Genomic DNA, 19,703 nt, shown 5'->3' on the forward strand with positions numbered 1-19,703 from the left:
CCCCGGGAAGCATCACCATGGCCCTCTTTCGCCTGCCATCCAGTGGACCCGCCGCTCTCGCGCCGCGCGGCAACGGCCTGTTACTACGCGCGCCGCAGATGTCGGACTTCCTGCAGTGGGCCCATCTGCGCGAGTCCAGCCGCGATTACCTGACGCCCTGGGAGCCGATCTGGCCCTCGGACGATCTCACCCGCTCCGGTTTCCGCCGTCGCCTGCGCCGCTATTCCGAGGACATCGCCGCGGACCGGTCCTATCCCTTTCTGATCTTCCGGGAGCTCGACGGCGCCATGGTCGGCGGCATCACGCTCGCCAATGTCCGCCGCGGCATCGTCCAGGCCGGCACCATCGGCTATTGGGTCGGCAAGCCCCACGCCCAGCGGGGCTACATGACGGCCGCGCTGCGGGTGCTGCTGCCGACGCTGTTCGGCGAGCTCAATCTGCACCGGGTCGAGGCCGCCTGCATCCCGACCAATGCGCCCTCGATCCGGGTGCTGGAGAAGTGCGGTTTCTCCCGCGAGGGGCTGGCGCGCCGCTATCTCTGCATCAACGGGGTCTGGCAGGACCATTTGCTGTTCGGCCTGCTGCACGAGGATTTCCGCGGCTGAGTCCGTTCATTGATGCGGCCAAAGTCTCCTTGTTTGCTTGCCTTGGGTTCGCCGGTTTTGACGATATAACGGCGCAAGCCGGCCGGTGATCGGCCGGGATGTCGTCATGGAGTATGGGCGTTGATGGTGCAGGAGCTTCGGTCATCGCGGACTGCGTTGCGGCGGGGGGCAGCGGTCGCGCTGGCGTTGTCAGTTGCGCTCGTCTCCGTCTCGCCGGTCGCGGCGCAGTCGCTGACCGATCGATTCAAGGGCCTGTTCGGCGGCAAGTCGGACGAGCCGGCCCAACCCAAGTCGGCGCCTGCGCCCGGCCAGCCGGCGGCCGATGACGATCTCGATTGCCCGCAGGTCACGGTGCGTGCCGGAGCCTCCACCTATGCGGTCGGTGCCACCGGCAAGCCGGCCGTCGGCAACGAGATCCGCTTTCAGGCCACCATCACCAAGATGGCCCGCGAATGCACCCGCAACGGCGGCGATATCACGGCCCGGATCGGCATCCAGGGCCGCGTCATCGCCGGTCCCGCCGGCGCGCCTGCGACCGTCGAGGTGCCGCTGCGCGTCGCCGTGGTGCACGGCGGCATCGGCGAGAAGGTGATCGCTTCCAAGGCCTACCGGACCACGGTCGGAATGTCGGAGGGCGGCAGCGTGCCGTTCACCTTCGTGGCCGAGGATCTGGTCTATCCGATGCCTTCGGCCAAGGACGCCGATAGCTACATCTTCTATGTCGGCTTCGATCCTCAGGCGCTGTCGCCCGAGCCGAAGGCGCGGGCGAAGAAGAAGTAGCCACGATACTCGTCATGCCCCGCGAAGGCGGGGCATCCAGTACGCCGCGGCTTCTCGATTGATCAGGGCTGTCTCTGGAATACTGGATCGCCCGCCTTCGCGGGCGATGACATCAGATTTGCCGATGCAGTGACCGCCAAACAAAAAAGCCGGCGCTCATCGCGCCGGCTTTTTGATGAGTAAAGGCGAGGCCCCTCAGTTCAGCTTCTGCCTGACTTCGGTGATGCCCTTGGCGAGCAGATCGTCGGCGACCTGGCCTCTGACCGACTGCGACAGGATCGTGGAGGCGGCCTGGACGGCGGCTTCCGCGGCTGCGGCGCGAACATCGGCCACCGCCTGGGCCTCGGCGAGCGCGATCTTGCCCTCCGCGGTCTTGGTGCGGCGAGCGACGAAATCTTCCACCTTGGCCTTGGCCTCGATTGCGATGCGCTCGGCTTCGCTCCTCGCGTTGGCGATGATGTCGGCAGCCTCGCGTTCGGCCGAGGCGGTGCGCGCCTTGTAGTCGGCGAGCACCTTGGCGGCTTCCTGCTTGAGGCGCGTCGCGTCGTCGAGCTCGGCCTTGATGCGCTCGGCGCGATGGTCGAGCGCAATCATGGCCTTCTTGAAGACCCCGAGATAGCCGAACACGACCATCAGGATCACGAAGGCGATGGCGACCCAGGTTTCAGGATCGAAGAACATATCGATTAACCCTTCAAGGACGCATCAACGGCGGCATTGACCAGCGCCGCGTCCGGAACCACGCCGGTGAGCTGCTGCACGATCGTGCCTGCCGCATCGGCCGCGATGCCGCGGACGTTGCTCATGGCGGTCGCACGGGTCGAGGCGATGGTCTTCTCCGCCTCGGCGAGCTTGGCCGCCAGTTGCTCTTCCAGCGCCTTGCGCTCGGCGTCCGCCTGCGCATTCGCCTTGTCGCGGGATTCGTTGCCGATGGCCTGCGCGCGCGAGCGTGCCGAAGCAAGCTCGCTTTCATAGGCCTTCAGCGCCGCTTCGGACTGGTCCTTCAGCTTCTGCGCTTCGGCGAGGTCGCCCTCGATCTTGTTCTGACGCGCCTCGATCGCCCCGCCGACGCGCGGCAGAGCGAGCTTGGACACGATCACGTAAAGCGCGACGAAGAAGATCGCGAGCGACACCAGCTGTGAAGCGTAGGTGCTGCTCTCGAACGGCGGAAAACCGCCACCGTGACCGCCTTCGGCCCCGGTGTGGGCGCCCGCCGCCGGACCTTTTGCGCCGCCATGACTTTCAGCCATGGATTACTCCTGTTGCTGTCATGCGCGTCGCTTCGGTTGAAGCGGCGCGAAGAATCGTCCTCAGAGCGGAACGAACAGCAGCAGCAGCGCGATCAGCAGCGAGAAAATGCCGAGCGCTTCGGTCACGGCGAAGCCGAAGATCAGATTGCCGAACTGGCCCTGAGCGGCCGAGGGGTTGCGAACGGCTGCGGCGAGGTAGTTGCCGAAGATCACGCCGACGCCGACGCCCGCGCCGCCCATGCCGATGCATGCGATGCCCGCGCCGATAAGTTTTGCTGCTGCCGGATCCATTTTAGACTCCTTGGAAGAAAGATTGGGTTTTGGGTGGAAATTCCCCGGACCGCTCAGTGTCCCGGATGAATGGCGTCGTTGAGGTAGATGCAGGTCAGGATCGCAAACACATAGGCTTGCAGGAACGCGACCAGAATCTCGAGAGCGTACAGCGCGACCGTGAGCGCCAGCGGCAGCACGCCGCCGACCCAGCCAAGGGCGCCGAGCGAGAAGCCGAGCATGGCGACGAAGCCCGCGAACACCTTCAGCGCGATGTGGCCGGCCAGCATGTTGGCGAACAGACGGACGCTGTGGGAGACCGGCCGCAGGAAGAACGACAGGATCTCGATGAACATCACCAGCGGCAGGATGTAGCCGGGGACGCCGTGGGGCACGAAGATCGAGAAGAATTTCAGGCCGTTCTTGGCAATGCCGTAGATCAGGACCGTGAAGAAGACCAGCAGCGCGAGCGCCGCGGTGACGATCAGATGGCTCGAGATCGTGAAGGTGTAGGGGATGATGCCGACCAGGTTCGAAACGCAGATGAACATGAACAGCGAGAAGATCAGCGGGAAGAACTTCATGCCTTCCGAGCCGGCCGTCGAGCGGATGGTCGAGGCCACGAACTCGTAGGAGATCTCGGCGACCGACTGCAGGCGCCCGGGAACCAGCTGCGTGCCGCTGGCGAGCATCAGGATCGAGATGATCGCGACCGCCACCAGCATGTAGAGCGACGAATTGGTGAAGGCGATCGTGTGGTTGCCGATATGGCCCAGGGTGAAGAGAGGCTCGATGTTGAACTGGTGGATCGGATCGATTTTCATCAGCGCGGCATCTCTTGGTCTGCCGGGCGATGCCGGCGGGTCTCGGTGTGCCGGTCGGGCCCGGCCCGTACCGGCACGAGCCGGCACGATCATTCCTCTCCTGGTGTGGATCGCTTAGGAACCACCGCGCCTGTTTTGACCCGCGCCTGCCGTTCTCACCACGTTCACCACGCCGGCTACGAAGCCCAGCAGCAGGAACACGATAAATCCGAAAGGCGACGTCGACAGCAAGCGGTCGAAACCCCAGCCAATCCCCGCTCCGACAACGACCCCGGCGACCAACTCGGAGGATAACCGGAAACCAAGCGCCATCGCCGAGGCTCTGGCCGCTCTGTCTTCACCGTCACCTGCGGGTTGCTCGGTCTTGACGTGGCGGCCGCGAAATTCGGACAACCGCTGATCAAGATTTCCGAGCCGATCGGAAAGCGCAGCTTCCTCGGGCGATCTATCGCGATCTCCATTCTCGCCGTGTCCCGTGCCCTGTGTCATGCAACGAAGACCCGAAACGCCGCGGCTGAATGGAAATTGCGCCCGCCACCCTCAAAAGCCGCGCGGACCATACTGATGGCCCATAATCAAGTCAAGCCAAGTCACGATTGCGTCCATTCCCGTTATGTATCTGATTTATTTGGAAATATCGGCGCGAGCGGCGGCGCTGCGCACAGCGTGACGCCGCACCGCAGCAGGTCTCCGCTTGATCGGCGGACGCAGTCACCATTTCGCTCGGCTGCCGGGATCAAAGCGGGCGCCGCGATCGTTCATGTCAAAGGCGCGTTTTGGGCGGCGGATCGCCTCGCCCGGGTGTAGAATTTGCGAGAAGTGCCACCTTTATGAGCGCCAACCTTGGAAGTGCTGCCGGCGCGTCGTGGCGGAGAACGCGATGAGACCAACGAATTCATCCACAGCCTCATGGATTGCGGCGGCGGCGTTCGCCGCGGCGATGGCGGTCGGCGCCGGCTGCCTTGCCGCGCAATCCGCGCCCGACAGCGAAAACGGCCGCTACAGCATGACCCCCATCCCCGAGGGCGTGCTGCGGCTCGACAGCCGCACCGGCACGGTGTCGACCTGCACCCGCAGCGGCGCCGGCTGGGCCTGCTACGCGGTGCCCGATGAACGTACCGCGCTCGATGCCGAGATCGGCAGGCTCCAGGCCGAAGTCGAGACGCTGAAGGGACGGCTCGCGGCGGGACCGACCGTGTCGGGCAAGATCGACGAGGCGCTGCCGAAATCCGACCCGTTCAAGAAGGCGGAGCCGCAAGCACGAGAACCAAAGTCCGCCGAGGGTGACCGCAGGATCGAGATCCCGCTGCCGAGCGACCAGGACGTCGATCGGGTGATGTCGTTCCTGGAAAAGGCCTGGCGTCGGCTGATCGACATGGCCAACCGCGTACAGAAGGACGTGTCGGGGAAGATTTGAGCGCGCATCAGGCCAAGACGAGGTTACGAGAGACATTTGATGACATCAGGCAAATCCGTAAACCGCTCAGCACCATCGACGGTGCAGGCCACCACCGTCGCATCGTCGCTGCTCACCGTGCAGACCTCAGGCTGCGGCTTCATCGACCTCACGACCGAAGCTGCGAAGTTCATCGAGGACGTTCATGCGCGGGACGGCGCGCTGACGCTGTTTATCCGCCACACCTCTGCGTCGCTGACCATCCAGGAGAATGCCGATCCTTCCGTGCTCGTCGATCTCACGACGGTGCTGGCGCGGCTCGCGCCGGACGATGAAGATGCAGGCTGGACTCACGACACCGAAGGGCCGGACGATATGCCGGCGCACATCAAAACCATGCTGACAGGGACCTCGTTGCAGGTACCAGTCCTGGGTGGCGCGCTTGCGCTGGGCACCTGGCAGGCGATCTATCTGATCGAGCATCGCACCCGCCCGCACCGGCGCGAAATCGTGCTGCAATTCATGGGCGGCAATCGGTAGAGCCTTTTCGAGCGAAGCGGATACCGGTTCGCGCAAGGAAAACGCGCCAAGCCAAAGAATCTGGAAATCAAAACAAAACCGGCCGCGGAGACCGCGGCCGGTTGGTGTTGTCGATCGGTGCGTCGATCAGGTCGACTTGATGTCGACGTCCTTGGTCTCCGGCAGGAAGAACAAGCCGATCACGACGGTAATCGATGCGAAGATGACCGGATACCAGAGGCCCGCATAGATATCGCCCGTCGAGGCCACGATGGCGAAGGCGGTCGCCGGCAAGAGGCCACCGAACCAGCCGTTACCGATGTGGTAGGGCAGCGACATCGATGTGTAGCGGATGCGGGTCGGGAACAATTCGACCAGCATTGCGGCGATCGGGCCGTAGACCATGGTGACGAACAGCACCAGGACGAACAGCAGTCCGATGACCGCGGCCACCTGCGGACGGAAGATGTCGAACGGGTGCGCCATCTTCACGATGGTCGCATCGCCGGGCTTCGGATAGCCGGCTGCCTGCACGGCGGCGAGGACTGCAGGATTGCCATCCTTGGCGTTGGCGTAGGCAACTTCCTTGCCGCCGACCATCACCTTCACGCCGGAGCCGGCCGCGCCTGGCGTGGTCGAGTACTTGACCGACGACTGCGCCAGGTAGGCACGGGCGGTGTCGCAAGGCGAGGTGAAGACGCGGGTGCCGACCGGGTTGAACAGGTCGCCGCAACCTGCGGGATCCGCCACCACGTCGACCTTGACCGTCTCGATCGCCTTTTCCAGCGCCGGGTTGGCGTTGGTGGTGATCATCTTGAAGATCGGGAAGAAGGTCAGCGCCGCGATCAGACAGCCGCCGAGGATGATCGGCTTGCGGCCGATCTTGTCGGAGAGCATGCCGAACACGATGAAGAAGCCGGTCCCGAGCAGGAGCGACCAGGCGATCAGCAGGTTGGCAGTGTAGCCGTCGACCTTGAGGATCGATTGCAGGAAGAACAGCGCGTAGAACTGGCCGGTGTACCAGACCACGCCCTGGCCCATCACGCCGCCGAGCAGCGCCAGCAGCACGAGCTTGCCGTTCTGCCAGTTGCCGAAGGCTTCCGTCAGCGGGGCCTTCGAGCTCTTCCCCTCGTCCTTCATCTTCTGGAAGATGGGGGATTCGTTGAGGCGAAGCCGAATCCAGACCGAGACGCCGAGCAGCAGCACGGAGACCAGGAACGGAATGCGCCAGCCCCAGGCCGCGAAGTCGGGTTCGCCGAGCGCGGAGCGCGTGAACAGGATCACCAGCAGCGACAGGAACAGGCCGAGTGTCGCCGTGGTCTGGATGAAGGAGGTGTAGTAGCCGCGCTTGCCGTTCGGAGCATGCTCCGCGACATAGGTCGCTGCACCGCCATACTCACCGCCGAGCGCCAGGCCCTGGGCGAGACGCAAGGCGATCAGGATGATCGGGGCCGCGATGCCGATGGTCGCCGCATTGGGCAGCAGGCCGACGATGAAGGTCGACAGACCCATGATCAGGATGGTGACGAGGAAGGTGTATTTGCGGCCGACGATGTCGCCGACACGGCCGAACACGATCGCGCCGAACGGGCGCACCAGGAAGCCCGCCGCGAAGGCCAGCAGCGCGAAGATGTCGCGGGTTGCCGGCGGATAGGCCGAGAAGAACTGCGCGCCGATGATGCCGGCCAGCGAACCGTAGAGATAGAAGTCGTACCACTCGAAGACGGTACCGAGCGAGGAGGCGAGAATGACGAACCGTTCGTCCTTCGTCATCCCTCCCGCGCCTGCTTGAGACACAGCCATTGTCGACATGTTGAGTCGCTCCCCGAAAAATCGTTTCCTCGCGCCCTGGATGTCCGGTCATGCCGGATCAACCCTTGCCCCCAAGGTAACATTGGCGTGAAACCCGCCCCAATACGACTTTCGGCCTTTCGCACTGACGCTCACCTGACGCCGCGCGCCTTATCCGGCAACATAGTGCCGGCCTGTGGATTAACCCCGTTCCCGCAAAGGGATAATGTCCGCTTGCATGCCACGGCTGGTCGGGAAAGAATTGACCAAGGCCCCGCGCCGGCCTACTGGCCCGGTGCGATTGCCAGCAAGAGAACGATGAACCCTCTCTCCACCCATCTCGTCATTGCCGATGACCACCCATTGTTCCGCGCCGCGCTGCGGCAGGCGGTGGCGGGCGTCCTGAGCTCGGCCAGGATCGACGAGGCTGGATCGTTCGAGGATCTGACCAAGCTCTTGGAACAGACCTCCGACGTCGACCTGATCCTGCTCGACCTCTCGATGCCCGGGATCTCCGGCTTTTCAGGCCTGATCTATCTGCGCGCGCAATATCCGGCGATCCCGGTGGTGATCGTCTCCGCTTCCGACGACAGCGCCACGATCCGCCGCTCGCTCGATTTCGGCGCTTCCGGTTTCATTCCGAAGCGATTCGGCGTCGAGACGCTGCGCGACGCCATTCTCAAGGTGATGGAAGGCGAGGTCTGGGTTCCCGCCGACACCGATCTGTCGGCCGTCGCCGATCCCGACATGACGCGACTGCGCGATCGGCTGGTGACGCTGACGCCGCAGCAGGTCCGGGTCCTGATGATGCTGTCGGAGGGGTTGCTCAACAAGCAGATCGCCTATGAGCTCGGCGTCTCCGAGGCCACCATCAAGGCGCACGTCTCGGCGATCCTGCAAAAGCTCGGCGTCGAAAGCCGGACCCAAGCCGTGATCGCCGCCGCAAAGATCGCCGGTGGCCAGTGGAGGCAGGGCACCCCAACGGGGTGAGCCTGTAACGGGCACCGTAGCCCGTAGCCCGGATGGAGCGCAGCGCAATCCGGGATCGCTCGCGCGGCATTCGACACAGTCCCGGATTACGCTAACGCTCCATCCGGGCTACGGGACTGGCCCTGTGTCGCCCCTCTGTCAATCGGATCACGCAAAATATTCCACTTTACCGAAATTCGGTTTTCGCGTATGTGTCGCCCATCCCGGCTCATCCTTGAGGGGCGATCTTGTGGTCGTCACGTTCGCGAGCCGGGCTTGCGGTGGACGCGGCAGCGTTCGGGTACGAGAGGCCAAGGGCAGGGCGGATTGCTCTCCGTGAGCCCAAGGCTTCGTGCCGACGAGCGGCGCTGCTAGGCCTCGTCTCGCCTGTAAGTTTCCGGCTCCGTCGACAGGGCTGGAAAAACTGCGGCGAAATGGCGAGCCGTGCGTACGGCAAAACCGTGTGGTCCTGGCCGTCGTTGCTACGGTCAAGCTCTGGCAGATGCGGCATCTGCGTCAACCGGCGCGGTGCCGGTGAATTTCGCGAAGGCGAGGGAGGCCAGAACGAACTCGGCTCCCGGGAGAGCACGGCATAAGCCGTCCAACCATCGCGCAGGGAAGGCCGAGTGATCGGCGCCACCTGTATGCTGCTGTGCGGTTTCCTTGCGCTACATCTTCGCGCAGCGGACCGCGGGTGCGAGGTCAGCACCCGGCCTTCCCTGCGCCCTCTTGGACAAGAGGGTGAAGTAACGAAGCAAAGCTCGGGCGAAACGCGCCGCGAGGCTGCGATGGCATGTCTGCAACCATACAATCGGTGTCATCGCCCGGCTTGGCCGGGCGATCCAGTACTCCAGAGAAGGCCGTGATTGAGCCGAGAAGCCACAGCGTACTGGATTCCCCGCCTTCGCGGGGAATGACAGTGGTGCTTGGAGAACGATGCTGCCCCTTGCTCCGTCGCTGCGCTCGCAATGACGATGTGGAGAGAGTGTGCGCCACACTCCGCTTTCGTGCCCCGGACGCAAGAGCGTTGCAACGCGCCCGGGACACGAGACGCCGCATCATAATGTTTGCAACAACTTGTCGGCGGCCCTGATATCCGCCGTCTCCGAACCCTGGGCGAAGCCTTCATACGCCAATTGAAGCCACCGCTTCGCTTCTTCGCGCCGGCCGCGTTCGGCAAGGAGCCCCGCGAGGTCGGTCGCAGCCCGCAGCTCCCAGGCCTTCGCGCCTGTGCGCCGACTCAATTCCAGTGATTGGAGGAAGTAGGCTTCTGCCTGATCAGCGTCGGGCTGGGGCCTCGCCAGGAGAACCCTTCCCTTCATGCGCAGCAGCTCGGGCATGTACAGATGATCGCCGCCTTGCTCGACGAGGCGGATCGCGTCGTCGATCAGGCGCGCGCTCCGCTCGATCTGCCCAAGCGCCATCAAGCCCTGAACAAGCGCGATGTTGAACGTCGTGGTGAGCAGCTCGTAGCCGGCATCGTGGAGCTCACGCAGACACGCCTCGATCGTCTCGACGCCATCGGCGGCATCGCCGCGCCGGATCGCCAGTTCGCCTTTGACGCCGCGGCCGACCGCAAGATAGGGGCCCATGGAGCGCGATTCGGCATGGGCGATGAAGCGGTCGATGTTCTCTTCCGCGGCATCGAGGTCTCCGCTCCAGAGATCAATCGAGACCGCCCAGATCAGCGCAATGCAGAGCGTGATCGGATGGTCCATCTGCGCGGCCTCGACGACCGTCTGCCGGGCCAGTTGCAGCGCATCCGCGGGGCGGCCCTCCAACCAAAACTCGCGCGCGAGCGAGATGCCGGCCCGGTTGCGGTGATCGAAGCCATAGACGGTGCTGATTCGTTGCGTGCCCGGCCCATGCCAGGCGGCCTCCAGCATCGCCAACGCGTCGCGATGCTCGCCGGCAAGATGCAAGGAGACACCGAGGAGCGAATGGGCGAGGGCGAGGGAGGCGGCATCGCCGAGTGTCCCGGCGACCGTGAGGCTTTGCTGCGCATAGCCGAGCGCGGCGTCGAACTGTCCCATCCGCTCGTGGAAGATATGCATGCGCCCGAGCAGCTGGAGCTGGTTCGGCGCGTCGCCGCGCGCCTCGGCGATCGCAAGGCTTCGGCTCAAAGCGGCAAGCGCCGCTTTGCTGCCGCCGCGCGTGAACATCAAGGTCAGTCCGAGCGCGGCCTGGATGTGCATTTCCTCGGCGCCGCCGCGCGAGGAGGGATCGATCGCAAGCAGCGCCCGTTCAGACCAGCGTCGGCACTCGACCAGCAACGACATCGCGAGAAAAATTGGCGCTGCAGCTGCGGCCAGTGCAATGCCGATGCTGGCATCGCCGTCCGTCCCAAAACACCAGTCCAGCGCCGCGCGCACGTTGTGAAGCGCGGAGAAGTGGATCGCGCGCTCGTCGGCGCTCGGCACCGTGGCCCATGTCGTGCCGGCCTGCTCCAGCCATTGCCGGTAATAGGTCGCGTGGCGGGCGGCGAGCGCCGCGTCATCAGGCTCGATCTCGAGCAGATAGGCGCGCGTCGTGTCGAGCAGACGGTAACGCATCATGGCGCCGATCGGCCGCGCCGCGACCATCGACTTGGCCACCAGGCCGTCGATGGCGTCGAACAGGCGGGAGCGGTCGACACGTTCGTCCGGTACGATCTCGAGTGCGGCGTCGATGGTGAAGTGACCGGCGAAAACCGCGAGCCTGCGCAGCACGAGGCGTTCGATGTCGGACAAGAGCCCGTAGCTCCATGCCAGCGTCGCCTGCAACGTCTTCTGTCGCGGCGGCGCCGTGCGCTGGCCCTGCCAGAGCAGATTGAGGCGCTCGGCGAGCAGTGCCGCGGTCTGCTCCAGGCCGTAGGCTTCGACACGGCCGGCGGCGAGTTCGATCGCCAGCGCCATGCCGTCGAGCTTGCGGCAGATCCCGGCAACGATCGCGGCATTGGCATCGTCGAGCGCGATCTGCGCGCCGCCGGCCGTGGCACGTTCGAGGAAGAGTTGAAGTGCCGGATAAGTCTGCGCCGCGGCTGCCGTCAGCCCGGGATTGTCGGGCGGAACCGCGAGTGGCGCCAGCCGATAGACCTGCTCGCCTTCGACCCGCAGGGCTTCGCGGCTCATCGCCAGGATATGGACATGCGGTGCGGCGTGGAAGATCTCGGCGGCCAGCGGGGCTGCGGCTGCGATGACGTGCTCGCAATTGTCGAGGATCAGCAGCATCCGCTTGTCCCGGAGATGCGCGAGCAGCGCAGGCAGGGGATCGTCGGTCTGGGCCGGCATGCCCAGCATCAGCAGGATCGAGGTGATCACGAGATCGGGATCACTCAGCGCGGCAAGATCGACGAAATGTGCGGCGTCGGAAAATGTCGCGAGCAGATCGTGAGCAATCGCAACCGCAACGGCAGTTTTGCCGACGCCGCCCGGGCCGGCGATCGTGACGAAGCGCGAGCCGATGAGCCTGTCGGAGACAGCGGCGACCGCATCGTCGCGCCCGACCATCCGTTGCAGCCGGTTCGGCAGTTTGACGGGCGGCAATTCCGTTCGCGCGGCGGTGCGCCGCTCTGCCGGGATACTCACCTGCGAGATCGGCGCCACGAAGCAATAGCCGCGGCCGGAGAGCGTGGTGATGTAGCGGGCACCGTCCTTGCCGTCGCCAAGGACCTTACGGAGCGCCGCAACGTGAAAGCGCAGATTGGCGTCCTCGACCGTCATGCCGGGCCACACCAGCGCCATCAGATCATACTTGCTGACGACCTGGTTCGGCCGCGACATCAGCGCGAGCAACGTGTCGAAAGCCTTTGCACCGAGCGGCAGCGCGACGCCGTCGCGCATCACAAGTCTTTCATTTGGCGTTACGGTGAATGGCCCAAACGAGAGGGTTCCCGTTGCGGTGCCGGCCGGCTCGGTCATGGCGGAATCCTGATCCTTTCGAACGGACCGGATAGCCAGATGATCGCAATCCGGCAAGGCCGTCCGCCGCGTCGCGATCAGAACGCAAATGCAGGTCCTGTGAGGCCCGCGCGCCGAGACCTCACAACTTCTCACAACTCCCAACGGGTATGTCGCGGCAGCCGCTGCTAGTCAGTTGTGCGACGGCAAGGAGACCTTCATGACCCAAGCGGCAAAGTTGCTTTACACGGCCCGGACCCGCACCAGCGGCGGGCGACAGGACGGCATATCGCGCAGTTCCGACGGCCGCCTGGATGTCAAGCTATCGCCGCCGGGCGGCACCGGCATCGGCACCAATCCCGAGCAATTGTTTGCGGCCGGCTGGTCGGCCTGCTTCGAGGGCGCGATGGAGATCGCGGCCCGCAAGCGGAAGATCGAGCTCCCCAGGAAATGCTCGATCGATGCGGAGATCGACCTCGTGCTCGACGAGGGCGCCTATTCGCTCAGGGCACGCCTCGATGTCAGCCTGCCCGGCCTCGATCACGAGATCGCGCGCGGGATCGTCGATGAGGCTCATCAGACCTGTCCCTATTCCAAGGCCGTCCGCGGCAACATCGACGTCACGGTCGCGCTGATCTGACGGCACCACCTCCAACCATCAACAAGGTAGCAGCATCATGAAACAGCTCATTGACCAGCACCGGCGCCAGTTTTTCGGCGTCGCCGCGGGAACTGTCGCCGCCGGCCTCGGCGTGATCGGCCTCGCCCGCGCCGAATCGGAAGCGTCGCGCCCGGCCGCAACGAACGCGTCGTTCGGCGCGATCAAGCAGATCGATGCCGGCGTCCTCAACGTTGGCTACGCGGAGGCCGGTCCCGCGAACGGTCCCGTCGCGATCCTGCTGCACGGCTGGCCTTACGACATTCACGCCTTCGTCGACGTCACGCCGATCCTGGCAAAGGCCGGCTATCGCGTCATCATCCCTTATCTGCGCGGCTACGGTTCGACCCACTTTCTCTCCGCCGAGACGCCGCGCAACGGGGAGCCCGCGGCAATGGCCGTCGACATCATCGCGCTGATGGATAAACTCGAGATCAAGAAAGCGGTCGTCGCCGGCTTCGACTGGGGCGCGCGTACCGCCGACATCATCGCCGCGCTGTGGCCGGAGCGCTGTCGTGCGCTGGTGTCGGTCAGCGGCTATCTGATCTCCAGCCAGGCCGCAGGCAACGCGCCGCTGCCGCCGTCGGCCGAGCTGCTATGGTGGTACCAGTTCTATTTCTCGACCGAGCGCGGCCGCGCCGGATACGAGAAGTACACGCATGATTTTGCCAAGCTGATCTGGAAGTTGGCTTCGCCGCAGTGGAAGTTCGACGACGCCACCTTCGACCGCAGCGCGGCGGCGCTGGACAACAAGGACCACGTCGCGATCACGATCCACAATTACCGCTGGCGGCTCGGGCTCGCCCAGGGCGAAGCGAAATACGAGGACCTCGAAAAGAAGCTCGCGGCGGCTCCGGTCATCGACGTGCCGACGATCACGATGGAAGGCGACGCCAACGGCGCGCCGCATCCCGATCCAAGTGCCTATGCCAAGAAGTTCTCGGGCTGGTACGACTATCGCCTGATCACCGGCGGCATCGGCCACAATCTGCCGCAGGAAGCACCGCAAGCCTTTGCCAAGGCCGTCATCGACGCCGACGGCGGTGCCTGAGGATTTTGGCAGCACCTCGGTCCGGCAAGGCCGGGCCCAGGCCTAATATGCGATCGCAGCTCAGCGAGGCGTCATGACGACAATGAAATCTGAAAAGTCAAAATTTCCATCCTCAACGACGATGATCGTGCTGGCCGCGCTCCTGCTCGTCGCCGTCCTGACCTGCGTGCCGTATCTGGTCACGATCGCTTTCGCGCAAGGCCCGGCGGATGCCTCGCCGATCTTCGGCGTCACTGTCCCGGAGGGCTACAAGCAGTGGCAGCTGATCGCGCCGGCCGAGGAGGCGGCTCCCCTGGACGAGCTGCGTGCCGTCGTCGGCAACAGCACCGCGATCGATGCCTATCTAGGCGGCAAGCTTCCGTTCCCGGACGGGACAATTCTGGTCAAGCGCGCCTGGAAGCGGAAACAATCGCCCGAATTTGCGTCCGCGACGATTCCCGGTGAGGCCACCACCGTCCAGGTGATGGTCAAGGATTCCAAAAAATATGCCTCGACCGGCGGCTGGGGATTTGGTCGCTTCGTCAACGGTAAGCCGGTCGACGAGGCCCAGCATCGCACCTGCTTCGCCTGCCACGAAGCCCGTGTGAAAAGTCGCGATTACGTGTTTACGAGGCTCGCGCCCTGAGTGCGGAGGTTTACTCCGCCGCCACCATCTGCTGCGTGCGCCACTGGCCGAGCAGGGCACGGAGCGAAGCCGGCTTGACCGGCTTGTTGAGCACCGCGACCTTTTCGTCGCGGGCCGCCATTTGCACGGCGGGGCTGCGGTCGGCGGTGATCAGAATCGCGGGGATGCCGTCACCGAAGCGGCGGCGGATGTCGCGGATCGCGGCGATGCCGTTGCCGCGGTCGAGGTGATAATCGACCAGCAGGCCGGTCACGCGGCGGCCGGCAGTTTCGATCGCGGCGATCGCGCCCTCGGGATCGGCGACTGCGATCACCTCGGCGTCCCAGGCCTTCAGCAGCGTGCGCATGCCGTCGAGGATCGCGGCGTCGTTCTCGATGCAGACGATCAGGGTACCCGAGATCGAGGTGCGCGCGAGCGGGGTCGCGCTGGTCACAGCCGCGGTGTGGGTGATCGCCTTCGCCGTCGGCACCGTCACGGAAAACACCGAGCCGCCGCCGACATTGGAATCGATGGCGATGCCATGGTTGAGCACGCGTGCCAACCGCTCGACGATCGACAGGCCAAGGCCGAGGCCGCGGGCGATCCGCGCGCCCTGCTCGAGGCGGTGGAATTCCTTGAAGATCTCGCCGCGCTTGACCGTCGGGATGCCGACGCCGGTGTCGTAGACGCAGATCTTGAGCGAGGCGCCGCGGCGGCGGCAGCCGACCAGCACGCGCCCGCGCGGGGTATATTTGATCGCGTTGGAGATCAGGTTCTGGAGCAGCCGCCGCAGCAGGAGACGATCCGACTCGACGGGCAGCGAGCACGGCACGAAGACGAGCGCCAGATTCTTGGCGCGCGCGACCGGCGCGAACTCGATTTCCAGCGAGCGCATCAGATCGGCCATCTTGAAGCTCGAGATCGAGGTCGTCATCGCGCCGGCGTCGAGCCTGGAGATGTCGAGCAGCGCGCCGAGGATCTCCTCGATCGCCTGGAGCGATTCGTCGATGTTCTCGACCAGCCGCGTCTCCTCGCCGCTGTGCTGACGCTCGACCAGGCTCGTGACATAGAGCCGCGCCGCGTTCAGCGGCTGGAGAATGTCGTGGCTGGCGGCGGCGAGAAAGCGCGTCTTGGAGATGCTGGCGTCTTCGGCCGCGCTCTTGGCCAGCGCCAGCTCGGAATTCAGCCGGGTCAGCTCCTCGGTGCGGTCGCGCACCCGCTTCTCCAGCGTCGCATTGGCGCGCTCCAGCGCTTCGGCCGCCTCGAACGTCGGCGTGACGTCGGTGAAGGTGATGACGAAGCCGCCGCCCGGCATGCGGTTGGTCAAGATCTCGATCACCATGTGGCGGTCGGGCAGGCGCTCGAGATAAGGCTCGCCGTCGGTGGTGTAGGCCGCCAGTCGGCGCTCCAGCATGGCCTCGCGCTCGATCGGATCGGTCGGCTCGCTCACGCCCATGAATTCCAGGATTTCACGCAACGGCGTGCCGAACTGGATGAAATGCGGGGGAACGTTGAGGAGATCGCCGAACTGCCGGTTGGAGCAGATCAGTTGCAGATCGGCATCGAACACCGCGATGCCCTGGCGCACATGGTTGAGCGCGGTCTGCAGGATCTCGCGGTTGAAATGAAGCGCCGCATGGGAATCGTCGAGCAGCTTGAGCGCGGCCTTCGCCGACACCGTCCGCTTGCGCAGCAGCAGCGACATCACGAGACGCGAGGAGGCCGCCCCGATCGAGGAGGCGATCAGGTGCTCGGCGTGCTGCAGCAGCTCGAAATCGGCGGGCGCCCCGGACTCCAGCCGCACATTGCGCCGCGCGGAGAATGCCTCGAACGAATGCCGCGCGCGGTCAGGCCCGAGATATTGCGCCACGGTGGTCTGGATGTCCTGCACCGTGACGGTGGTGCGCCAGCGGCGGAAGTTCGGGGAGATCGGCGCGAGCGTGTTGGGAACGAACAGATCGGCCTGCACCAGCTCGATCGACGACGGTTGGCGCGCCAGCGACAGCAGCACGTAGGTGAGGATGTTGAGCGACAGCGACCAGACCACGCCGTGCATCAGCGGCGGCAAATCGGCGCCGAACAGCGCCTGCGGCCGCAGCGCCTCGATCCCGAACGGGCCGTGCTGGAGCAGCAGGATGCCCGCCGTCGAAGTATCCATGAAGCTCGGGATGAACAGCGTGTAGAGCCACACCGCGAAGCCGACCAGCATGCCGCCGATCGCGCCGCGCGCGGTCGCGCGCCGCCACAGCAGTCCGCCGAAGAAGCTGGGTGCAAGCTGGGCGATGGCGGCAAAGGAGAGCAGGCCGATCGCCGCGAGCTGGGTGTTGCCGAGCGCGCGGTAGTAGAAATACGCCATCACCATGATGGCGAAGATCGCGAGCCGGCGCGAGCGCAACAGGAAGTCGCTGAAATCGGCGCCGCCGGTGCGCCCCTCGGGCCGTCGTTGCAGAACCAGGGGCACCACGAGATCGTTCGAGACCATGATGGAGAGCGCGACACATTCGACGATCACCATCGCGGTCGCCGCCGACAGGCCGCCGACGAAGACGGCGACACTGAGCAGATCCGCGCCGCCCGCCATCGGCAGCGCCAGCACGTACATATCCGGATCGGCGGCGCCGAACGGGAAGCTGACGAGGCCGGCGAATGCGATCGGGATGACGAACAGATTGATGGCGACGAGATAGAGCGGGAACAGCCAGCGCGCGCGGCCGACCTCGGCGTCCGAGGAATTCTCCACCACGCTGACGTGGAACTGGCGTGGCAGCAGCATGATCGCGCACAGCGACAGCAGCGTCATGGTCAGGAAGTTGCCGATCGACGGCGAATAGTTGATGACGCGCACCGCCTCCGGTGTCTTCATCGCGCGCTCGATCAGTTCGTGCGGCGAGAACATCCAGAACGTGACGAAGATGCCCGCGGCGAGGAAGGCGACCAGCTTGATGATGGATTCGGTCGCGACCGCGAGCATCAGGCCGTGCTGATGCTCGGTGGCGTCCGTCTGCCGCGTGCCGAACAGAACCGCGAAGGCCGCCATCGCCAGCGTCACCATCAGCGCCACGTCGCCGACGATCGGGATGTGGGAGAAGGCCTGGTCTTCGCTCAGGATGGTTTCGAGCGAGGAGGCGACCGCCTTGAGCTGGAGCGCGATGTAGGGCACCGAGCCGATGATCGCGATCAGCGCGACGGTTGCCGCCACCGCCTGGCTCTTGCCGTAGCGCGCGCCGATGAAGTCGGCGATCGAGGTGATGTTATTGGCCTTCGCGAGCTGGATCACGCGGCGGAGGACGCCGGCTCCGAGCCCGATCATCAGGATCGGGCCGACATAGATCGCGAGGAAGTCGGTGGAGGTGCGGGTGGCGAAGCCGACCGAGCCGAAGAAAGTCCAGGAGGTGCAGTAGATCGCCAGCGACAGCGGGTAGATCAGCCCCGAGGCGCGGCCGCGCCCGGCCGGCGAACGGCGGTCGCCATGGCTCGCCACCAGGAACAGAAAACCGATATAGCCGAAGGCGGCGGCGATCACGCCCCAATCGTGCAGCATGGCGAGCGTGCTTCTCCCATGGCGCGGTAGCGCCCGATCTTCCTAAGGCGCGCCGGCCGCGCCCGATCTCATTTTCCCTGTAAATCTAGCGCGTTGCACGAGTGGAGGCGACAGCCAAATGCCGGGGCCGGGCGGGAACTGGGGTTGTCGTTAAGCGGAGAGACCTACGTCGTCCTGGCGAAAGCCAGGACCCATAACCACAGGACATGGTTATGAGCGCCCAAGTGGCCACAGCGAACTGTAACAATTCACAGTCGGGGTAATGGGTCCTGGCATTCGCCAGGACGACCGCTACTCCGCCGCCAGCGACTTCTCGCGCAGCGGCAGACCCAGGCGGTCCCACACCTGCAGCAGGGCTTCGGCGAGCTGATCGATCAGGCCGTCGTCGTGATAGGGCGAGGGCGTGATGCGCAGGCGTTCGGAGCCCTTGGCGACCGTCGGATAGTTGATCGGCTGGATGTAGATGCCGTGCTGTTCGAGCAAGAGGTCGGAAGCCTGCTTGCACTTTTCGGCATCGCCGATGAACAGCGGGACGATGTGGGTGTCGCTCGACATCACCGGCAGGCCGGCGGCGTTGAGGATCGCCTTGACCCGGGCGGCACGGTCCTGGTGACGCTCGCGCTCCCAGCTCGACGTCTTGAGATGCTTGATCGCGGCGGTCGCCGCCGAGCAGATCGCCGGCGGCAGCGCGGTGGTGAAGATGAAGCCCGGCGCATAAGAGCGCACGGCGTCGATGATCTGACCGTTGGCGGCGATGTAGCCACCGAGGCAGCCGAACGCCTTGGCGAGCGTGCCTTCGAGAATGTCGATGCGATGCATCACGCCGTCGCGCTCGGCGATGCCGCCGCCGCGCGGGCCGTACATGCCCACCGCATGGACCTCGTCGACATAGGTCATCGCGCCGTACTTCTCGGCGAGGTCGCAGATCTTGGCGAGCGGGGCGATGTCGCCGTCCATCGAATAAAGGCTCTCGCAGGCGATCAGCTTGGGCCGGCTCGGGCCCGCAGCCTGCAACAGCGCTTCGAGATCGGCGACGTCGTTGTGGCGGAACACGACCCGCTCGCAGCCGGACTGGCGGATGCCCTCGATCATCGAATTGTGGTTCAGCTCGTCCGACAGGATCAGGCAGTTCGGAATGAGCTTTGCGATGGTCGCGATGCCGGTCTGGTTCGAGACGTAGCCGGACGTGAAGAGCAGCGAGGCTTCCTTGCCGTGCAGATCGGCGAGCTCGGCCTCGAGCTGCACCAGCGGATGATGCGTGCCGGCGATGTTGCGGGTGCCGCCGGCGCCGGTACCGACGCGGGTCGCGGTCTCGACCATCGCGCCTACCACCTTCGGGTGCTGGCCCATGCCGAGATAATCGTTGGAGCACCAGATCACGACGTCGCGCTTGCCCTTGGGCGAGTGCCAGAGCGCATGCGGGAACCGGCCGGCGATGCGCTCGAGATCGGCGAACACGCGGTAGCGCCGCTCGGCGTGGAGACGATCAAGGGCGGAATTGAAGAACTGGGCGTAATCCATCGTCAAACCTGCAGCGGAACCGACCAAAGACCCGCATATCCTTAGA

General features: G+C 65.1%; 17 protein-coding genes. 8 read left to right on the top strand and 9 right to left on the bottom strand.

All coding sequences use genetic code 11. From position 1 onward, the window contains the following. Positions 1 to 17 precede the first annotated feature (17 nt). Positions 18 to 605, top strand: a complete 588-nt coding sequence (locus C7G41_RS05815) for a GNAT family N-acetyltransferase (RefSeq protein WP_007599447.1) — start codon at positions 18 to 20, stop codon at positions 603 to 605. 123 nt (positions 606 to 728) lie between these two features. Beyond that, positions 729 to 1,385 carry a hypothetical protein gene (locus tag C7G41_RS05820; RefSeq protein WP_106941674.1) on the top strand — a complete coding sequence of 219 codons (657 nt, stop codon included), beginning with the start codon at positions 729 to 731 and terminating at the stop codon, positions 1,383 to 1,385. Positions 1,386 to 1,580: 195 nt separating this feature from the next. Here the strand turns inward: C7G41_RS05820 and C7G41_RS05825 are convergent, their stop codons facing one another. From C7G41_RS05825 to C7G41_RS05845, 5 genes are all read right to left on the bottom strand, one after another. After that, entirely contained in the window at positions 1,581 to 2,066 is a 486-nt protein-coding gene (locus C7G41_RS05825) for an ATP F0F1 synthase subunit B (protein ID WP_106941675.1), read from the bottom strand. A 5-nt stretch (positions 2,067 to 2,071) separates the two neighbouring features. Beyond that, the gene (locus tag C7G41_RS05830; RefSeq protein WP_106941676.1) at positions 2,072 to 2,635 is read right to left on the bottom strand and encodes a F0F1 ATP synthase subunit B'; all 564 of its coding nucleotides are present in this window, start codon (positions 2,633 to 2,635) and stop codon (positions 2,072 to 2,074) included. Between the two features lie 60 nt (positions 2,636 to 2,695). Continuing rightward, positions 2,696 to 2,926: a F0F1 ATP synthase subunit C gene (locus C7G41_RS05835; protein WP_007599451.1), complete on the bottom strand. Its 231-nt coding sequence runs from the start codon at positions 2,924 to 2,926 to the stop codon at positions 2,696 to 2,698. A gap of 53 nt (positions 2,927 to 2,979) precedes the next feature. After that, positions 2,980 to 3,729 (bottom strand): F0F1 ATP synthase subunit A, encoded by a 750-nt coding sequence (locus tag C7G41_RS05840; protein ID WP_007599455.1) that lies wholly within the window; start codon positions 3,727 to 3,729, stop codon positions 2,980 to 2,982. A 114-nt stretch (positions 3,730 to 3,843) separates the two neighbouring features. Beyond that, positions 3,844 to 4,218 carry an AtpZ/AtpI family protein gene (locus tag C7G41_RS05845; RefSeq protein ID WP_007599457.1) on the bottom strand — a complete coding sequence of 125 codons (375 nt, stop codon included), beginning with the start codon at positions 4,216 to 4,218 and terminating at the stop codon, positions 3,844 to 3,846. A 391-nt stretch (positions 4,219 to 4,609) separates the two neighbouring features. Between C7G41_RS05845 and C7G41_RS05850 the strand changes: the two genes are divergently transcribed. Together C7G41_RS05850 and C7G41_RS05855 are read left to right on the top strand one after the other, a co-directional pair. Further along, positions 4,610 to 5,146: a hypothetical protein gene (locus C7G41_RS05850; RefSeq protein WP_106941677.1), complete on the top strand. Its 537-nt coding sequence runs from the start codon at positions 4,610 to 4,612 to the stop codon at positions 5,144 to 5,146. A 39-nt stretch (positions 5,147 to 5,185) separates the two neighbouring features. Then, positions 5,186 to 5,665 (top strand): secondary thiamine-phosphate synthase enzyme YjbQ, encoded by a 480-nt coding sequence (locus C7G41_RS05855; RefSeq protein ID WP_199198206.1) that lies wholly within the window; start codon positions 5,186 to 5,188, stop codon positions 5,663 to 5,665. 126 nt (positions 5,666 to 5,791) lie between these two features. Here C7G41_RS05855 and C7G41_RS05860 read toward each other — a convergent pair whose 3' ends face one another. Next, positions 5,792 to 7,417 carry an MFS transporter gene (locus C7G41_RS05860; protein WP_199198207.1) on the bottom strand — a complete coding sequence of 542 codons (1,626 nt, stop codon included), beginning with the start codon at positions 7,415 to 7,417 and terminating at the stop codon, positions 5,792 to 5,794. Between the two features lie 336 nt (positions 7,418 to 7,753). On the opposite strand from C7G41_RS05860, the gene C7G41_RS05865 reads away from it, so the two are divergent. Continuing rightward, positions 7,754 to 8,425 (top strand): response regulator transcription factor, encoded by a 672-nt coding sequence (locus tag C7G41_RS05865; RefSeq protein WP_106941680.1) that lies wholly within the window; start codon positions 7,754 to 7,756, stop codon positions 8,423 to 8,425. Positions 8,426 to 9,462: 1,037 nt separating this feature from the next. On the opposite strand, the gene C7G41_RS05875 is transcribed toward C7G41_RS05865, so the two are convergent. Further along, on the bottom strand, positions 9,463 to 12,303 hold the full coding sequence (locus tag C7G41_RS05875; RefSeq protein ID WP_106941682.1) for a winged helix-turn-helix domain-containing protein: 2,841 nt from the start codon (positions 12,301 to 12,303) through the stop codon (positions 9,463 to 9,465). A 199-nt stretch (positions 12,304 to 12,502) separates the two neighbouring features. On the opposite strand from C7G41_RS05875, the gene C7G41_RS05880 reads away from it, so the two are divergent. The 3 genes from C7G41_RS05880 to C7G41_RS05890 all read left to right on the top strand — a co-directional run bounded on the left by C7G41_RS05880 (position 12,503) and on the right by C7G41_RS05890 (position 14,616). After that, positions 12,503 to 12,922, top strand: coding sequence for an organic hydroperoxide resistance protein (locus C7G41_RS05880; protein WP_106942170.1), 420 nt, complete (start codon positions 12,503 to 12,505; stop codon positions 12,920 to 12,922). Positions 12,923 to 12,959: 37 nt separating this feature from the next. Further along, the gene (locus C7G41_RS05885; protein WP_106941683.1) at positions 12,960 to 13,991 is read left to right on the top strand and encodes an alpha/beta fold hydrolase; all 1,032 of its coding nucleotides are present in this window, start codon (positions 12,960 to 12,962) and stop codon (positions 13,989 to 13,991) included. A 121-nt stretch (positions 13,992 to 14,112) separates the two neighbouring features. Then, complete coding sequence (locus C7G41_RS05890; protein ID WP_106941684.1) at positions 14,113 to 14,616, top strand: cytochrome P460 family protein; 504 nt, start codon at positions 14,113 to 14,115, stop codon at positions 14,614 to 14,616. Between the two features lie 10 nt (positions 14,617 to 14,626). On the opposite strand, the gene C7G41_RS05895 is transcribed toward C7G41_RS05890, so the two are convergent. Both C7G41_RS05895 and hemA read right to left on the bottom strand, forming a co-directional pair. Beyond that, positions 14,627 to 18,136, bottom strand: coding sequence for a PAS domain-containing hybrid sensor histidine kinase/response regulator (locus C7G41_RS05895; RefSeq protein ID WP_106941685.1), 3,510 nt, complete (start codon positions 18,134 to 18,136; stop codon positions 14,627 to 14,629). 291 nt (positions 18,137 to 18,427) lie between these two features. Further along, positions 18,428 to 19,657 (bottom strand): 5-aminolevulinate synthase, encoded by a 1,230-nt coding sequence (hemA, locus tag C7G41_RS05900; RefSeq protein ID WP_106941686.1) that lies wholly within the window; start codon positions 19,655 to 19,657, stop codon positions 18,428 to 18,430. Positions 19,658 to 19,703 lie beyond the last annotated feature (46 nt).

The organism is Bradyrhizobium sp. MOS002 (genome assembly GCF_003020115.1).
In the GTDB taxonomy this organism is placed as follows: Bacteria; Pseudomonadota; Alphaproteobacteria; order Rhizobiales; family Xanthobacteraceae; genus Bradyrhizobium.

What these genes read in the sequence shown, in the direction of transcription:
- C7G41_RS05855 (WP_199198206.1), top strand. Translation starts at nt 5,186, where the DNA reads ATGACATCAGGCAAATCCGTAAACCGCTCAGCACCATCGACGGTGCAG.
- C7G41_RS05840 (WP_007599455.1), bottom strand. Translation starts at nt 3,729, where the DNA reads ATGAAAATCGATCCGATCCACCAGTTCAACATCGAGCCTCTCTTCACC.
- C7G41_RS05820 (WP_106941674.1), top strand. Translation starts at nt 729, where the DNA reads ATGGTGCAGGAGCTTCGGTCATCGCGGACTGCGTTGCGGCGGGGGGCA.
- hemA (WP_106941686.1), bottom strand. Translation starts at nt 19,657, where the DNA reads ATGGATTACGCCCAGTTCTTCAATTCCGCCCTTGATCGTCTCCACGCC.
- C7G41_RS05815 (WP_007599447.1), top strand. Translation starts at nt 18, where the DNA reads ATGGCCCTCTTTCGCCTGCCATCCAGTGGACCCGCCGCTCTCGCGCCG.
- C7G41_RS05865 (WP_106941680.1), top strand. Translation starts at nt 7,754, where the DNA reads ATGAACCCTCTCTCCACCCATCTCGTCATTGCCGATGACCACCCATTG.
- C7G41_RS05880 (WP_106942170.1), top strand. Translation starts at nt 12,503, where the DNA reads ATGACCCAAGCGGCAAAGTTGCTTTACACGGCCCGGACCCGCACCAGC.
- C7G41_RS05825 (WP_106941675.1), bottom strand. Translation starts at nt 2,066, where the DNA reads ATGTTCTTCGATCCTGAAACCTGGGTCGCCATCGCCTTCGTGATCCTG.
- C7G41_RS05835 (WP_007599451.1), bottom strand. Translation starts at nt 2,926, where the DNA reads ATGGATCCGGCAGCAGCAAAACTTATCGGCGCGGGCATCGCATGCATC.
- C7G41_RS05860 (WP_199198207.1), bottom strand. Translation starts at nt 7,417, where the DNA reads ATGACGAAGGACGAACGGTTCGTCATTCTCGCCTCCTCGCTCGGTACC.
- C7G41_RS05850 (WP_106941677.1), top strand. Translation starts at nt 4,610, where the DNA reads ATGAGACCAACGAATTCATCCACAGCCTCATGGATTGCGGCGGCGGCG.
- C7G41_RS05830 (WP_106941676.1), bottom strand. Translation starts at nt 2,635, where the DNA reads ATGGCTGAAAGTCATGGCGGCGCAAAAGGTCCGGCGGCGGGCGCCCAC.
- C7G41_RS05885 (WP_106941683.1), top strand. Translation starts at nt 12,960, where the DNA reads ATGAAACAGCTCATTGACCAGCACCGGCGCCAGTTTTTCGGCGTCGCC.
- C7G41_RS05895 (WP_106941685.1), bottom strand. Translation starts at nt 18,136, where the DNA reads ATGCTGCACGATTGGGGCGTGATCGCCGCCGCCTTCGGCTATATCGGT.
- C7G41_RS05875 (WP_106941682.1), bottom strand. Translation starts at nt 12,303, where the DNA reads ATGACCGAGCCGGCCGGCACCGCAACGGGAACCCTCTCGTTTGGGCCA.
- C7G41_RS05845 (WP_007599457.1), bottom strand. Translation starts at nt 4,218, where the DNA reads ATGACACAGGGCACGGGACACGGCGAGAATGGAGATCGCGATAGATCG.
- C7G41_RS05890 (WP_106941684.1), top strand. Translation starts at nt 14,113, where the DNA reads ATGATCGTGCTGGCCGCGCTCCTGCTCGTCGCCGTCCTGACCTGCGTG.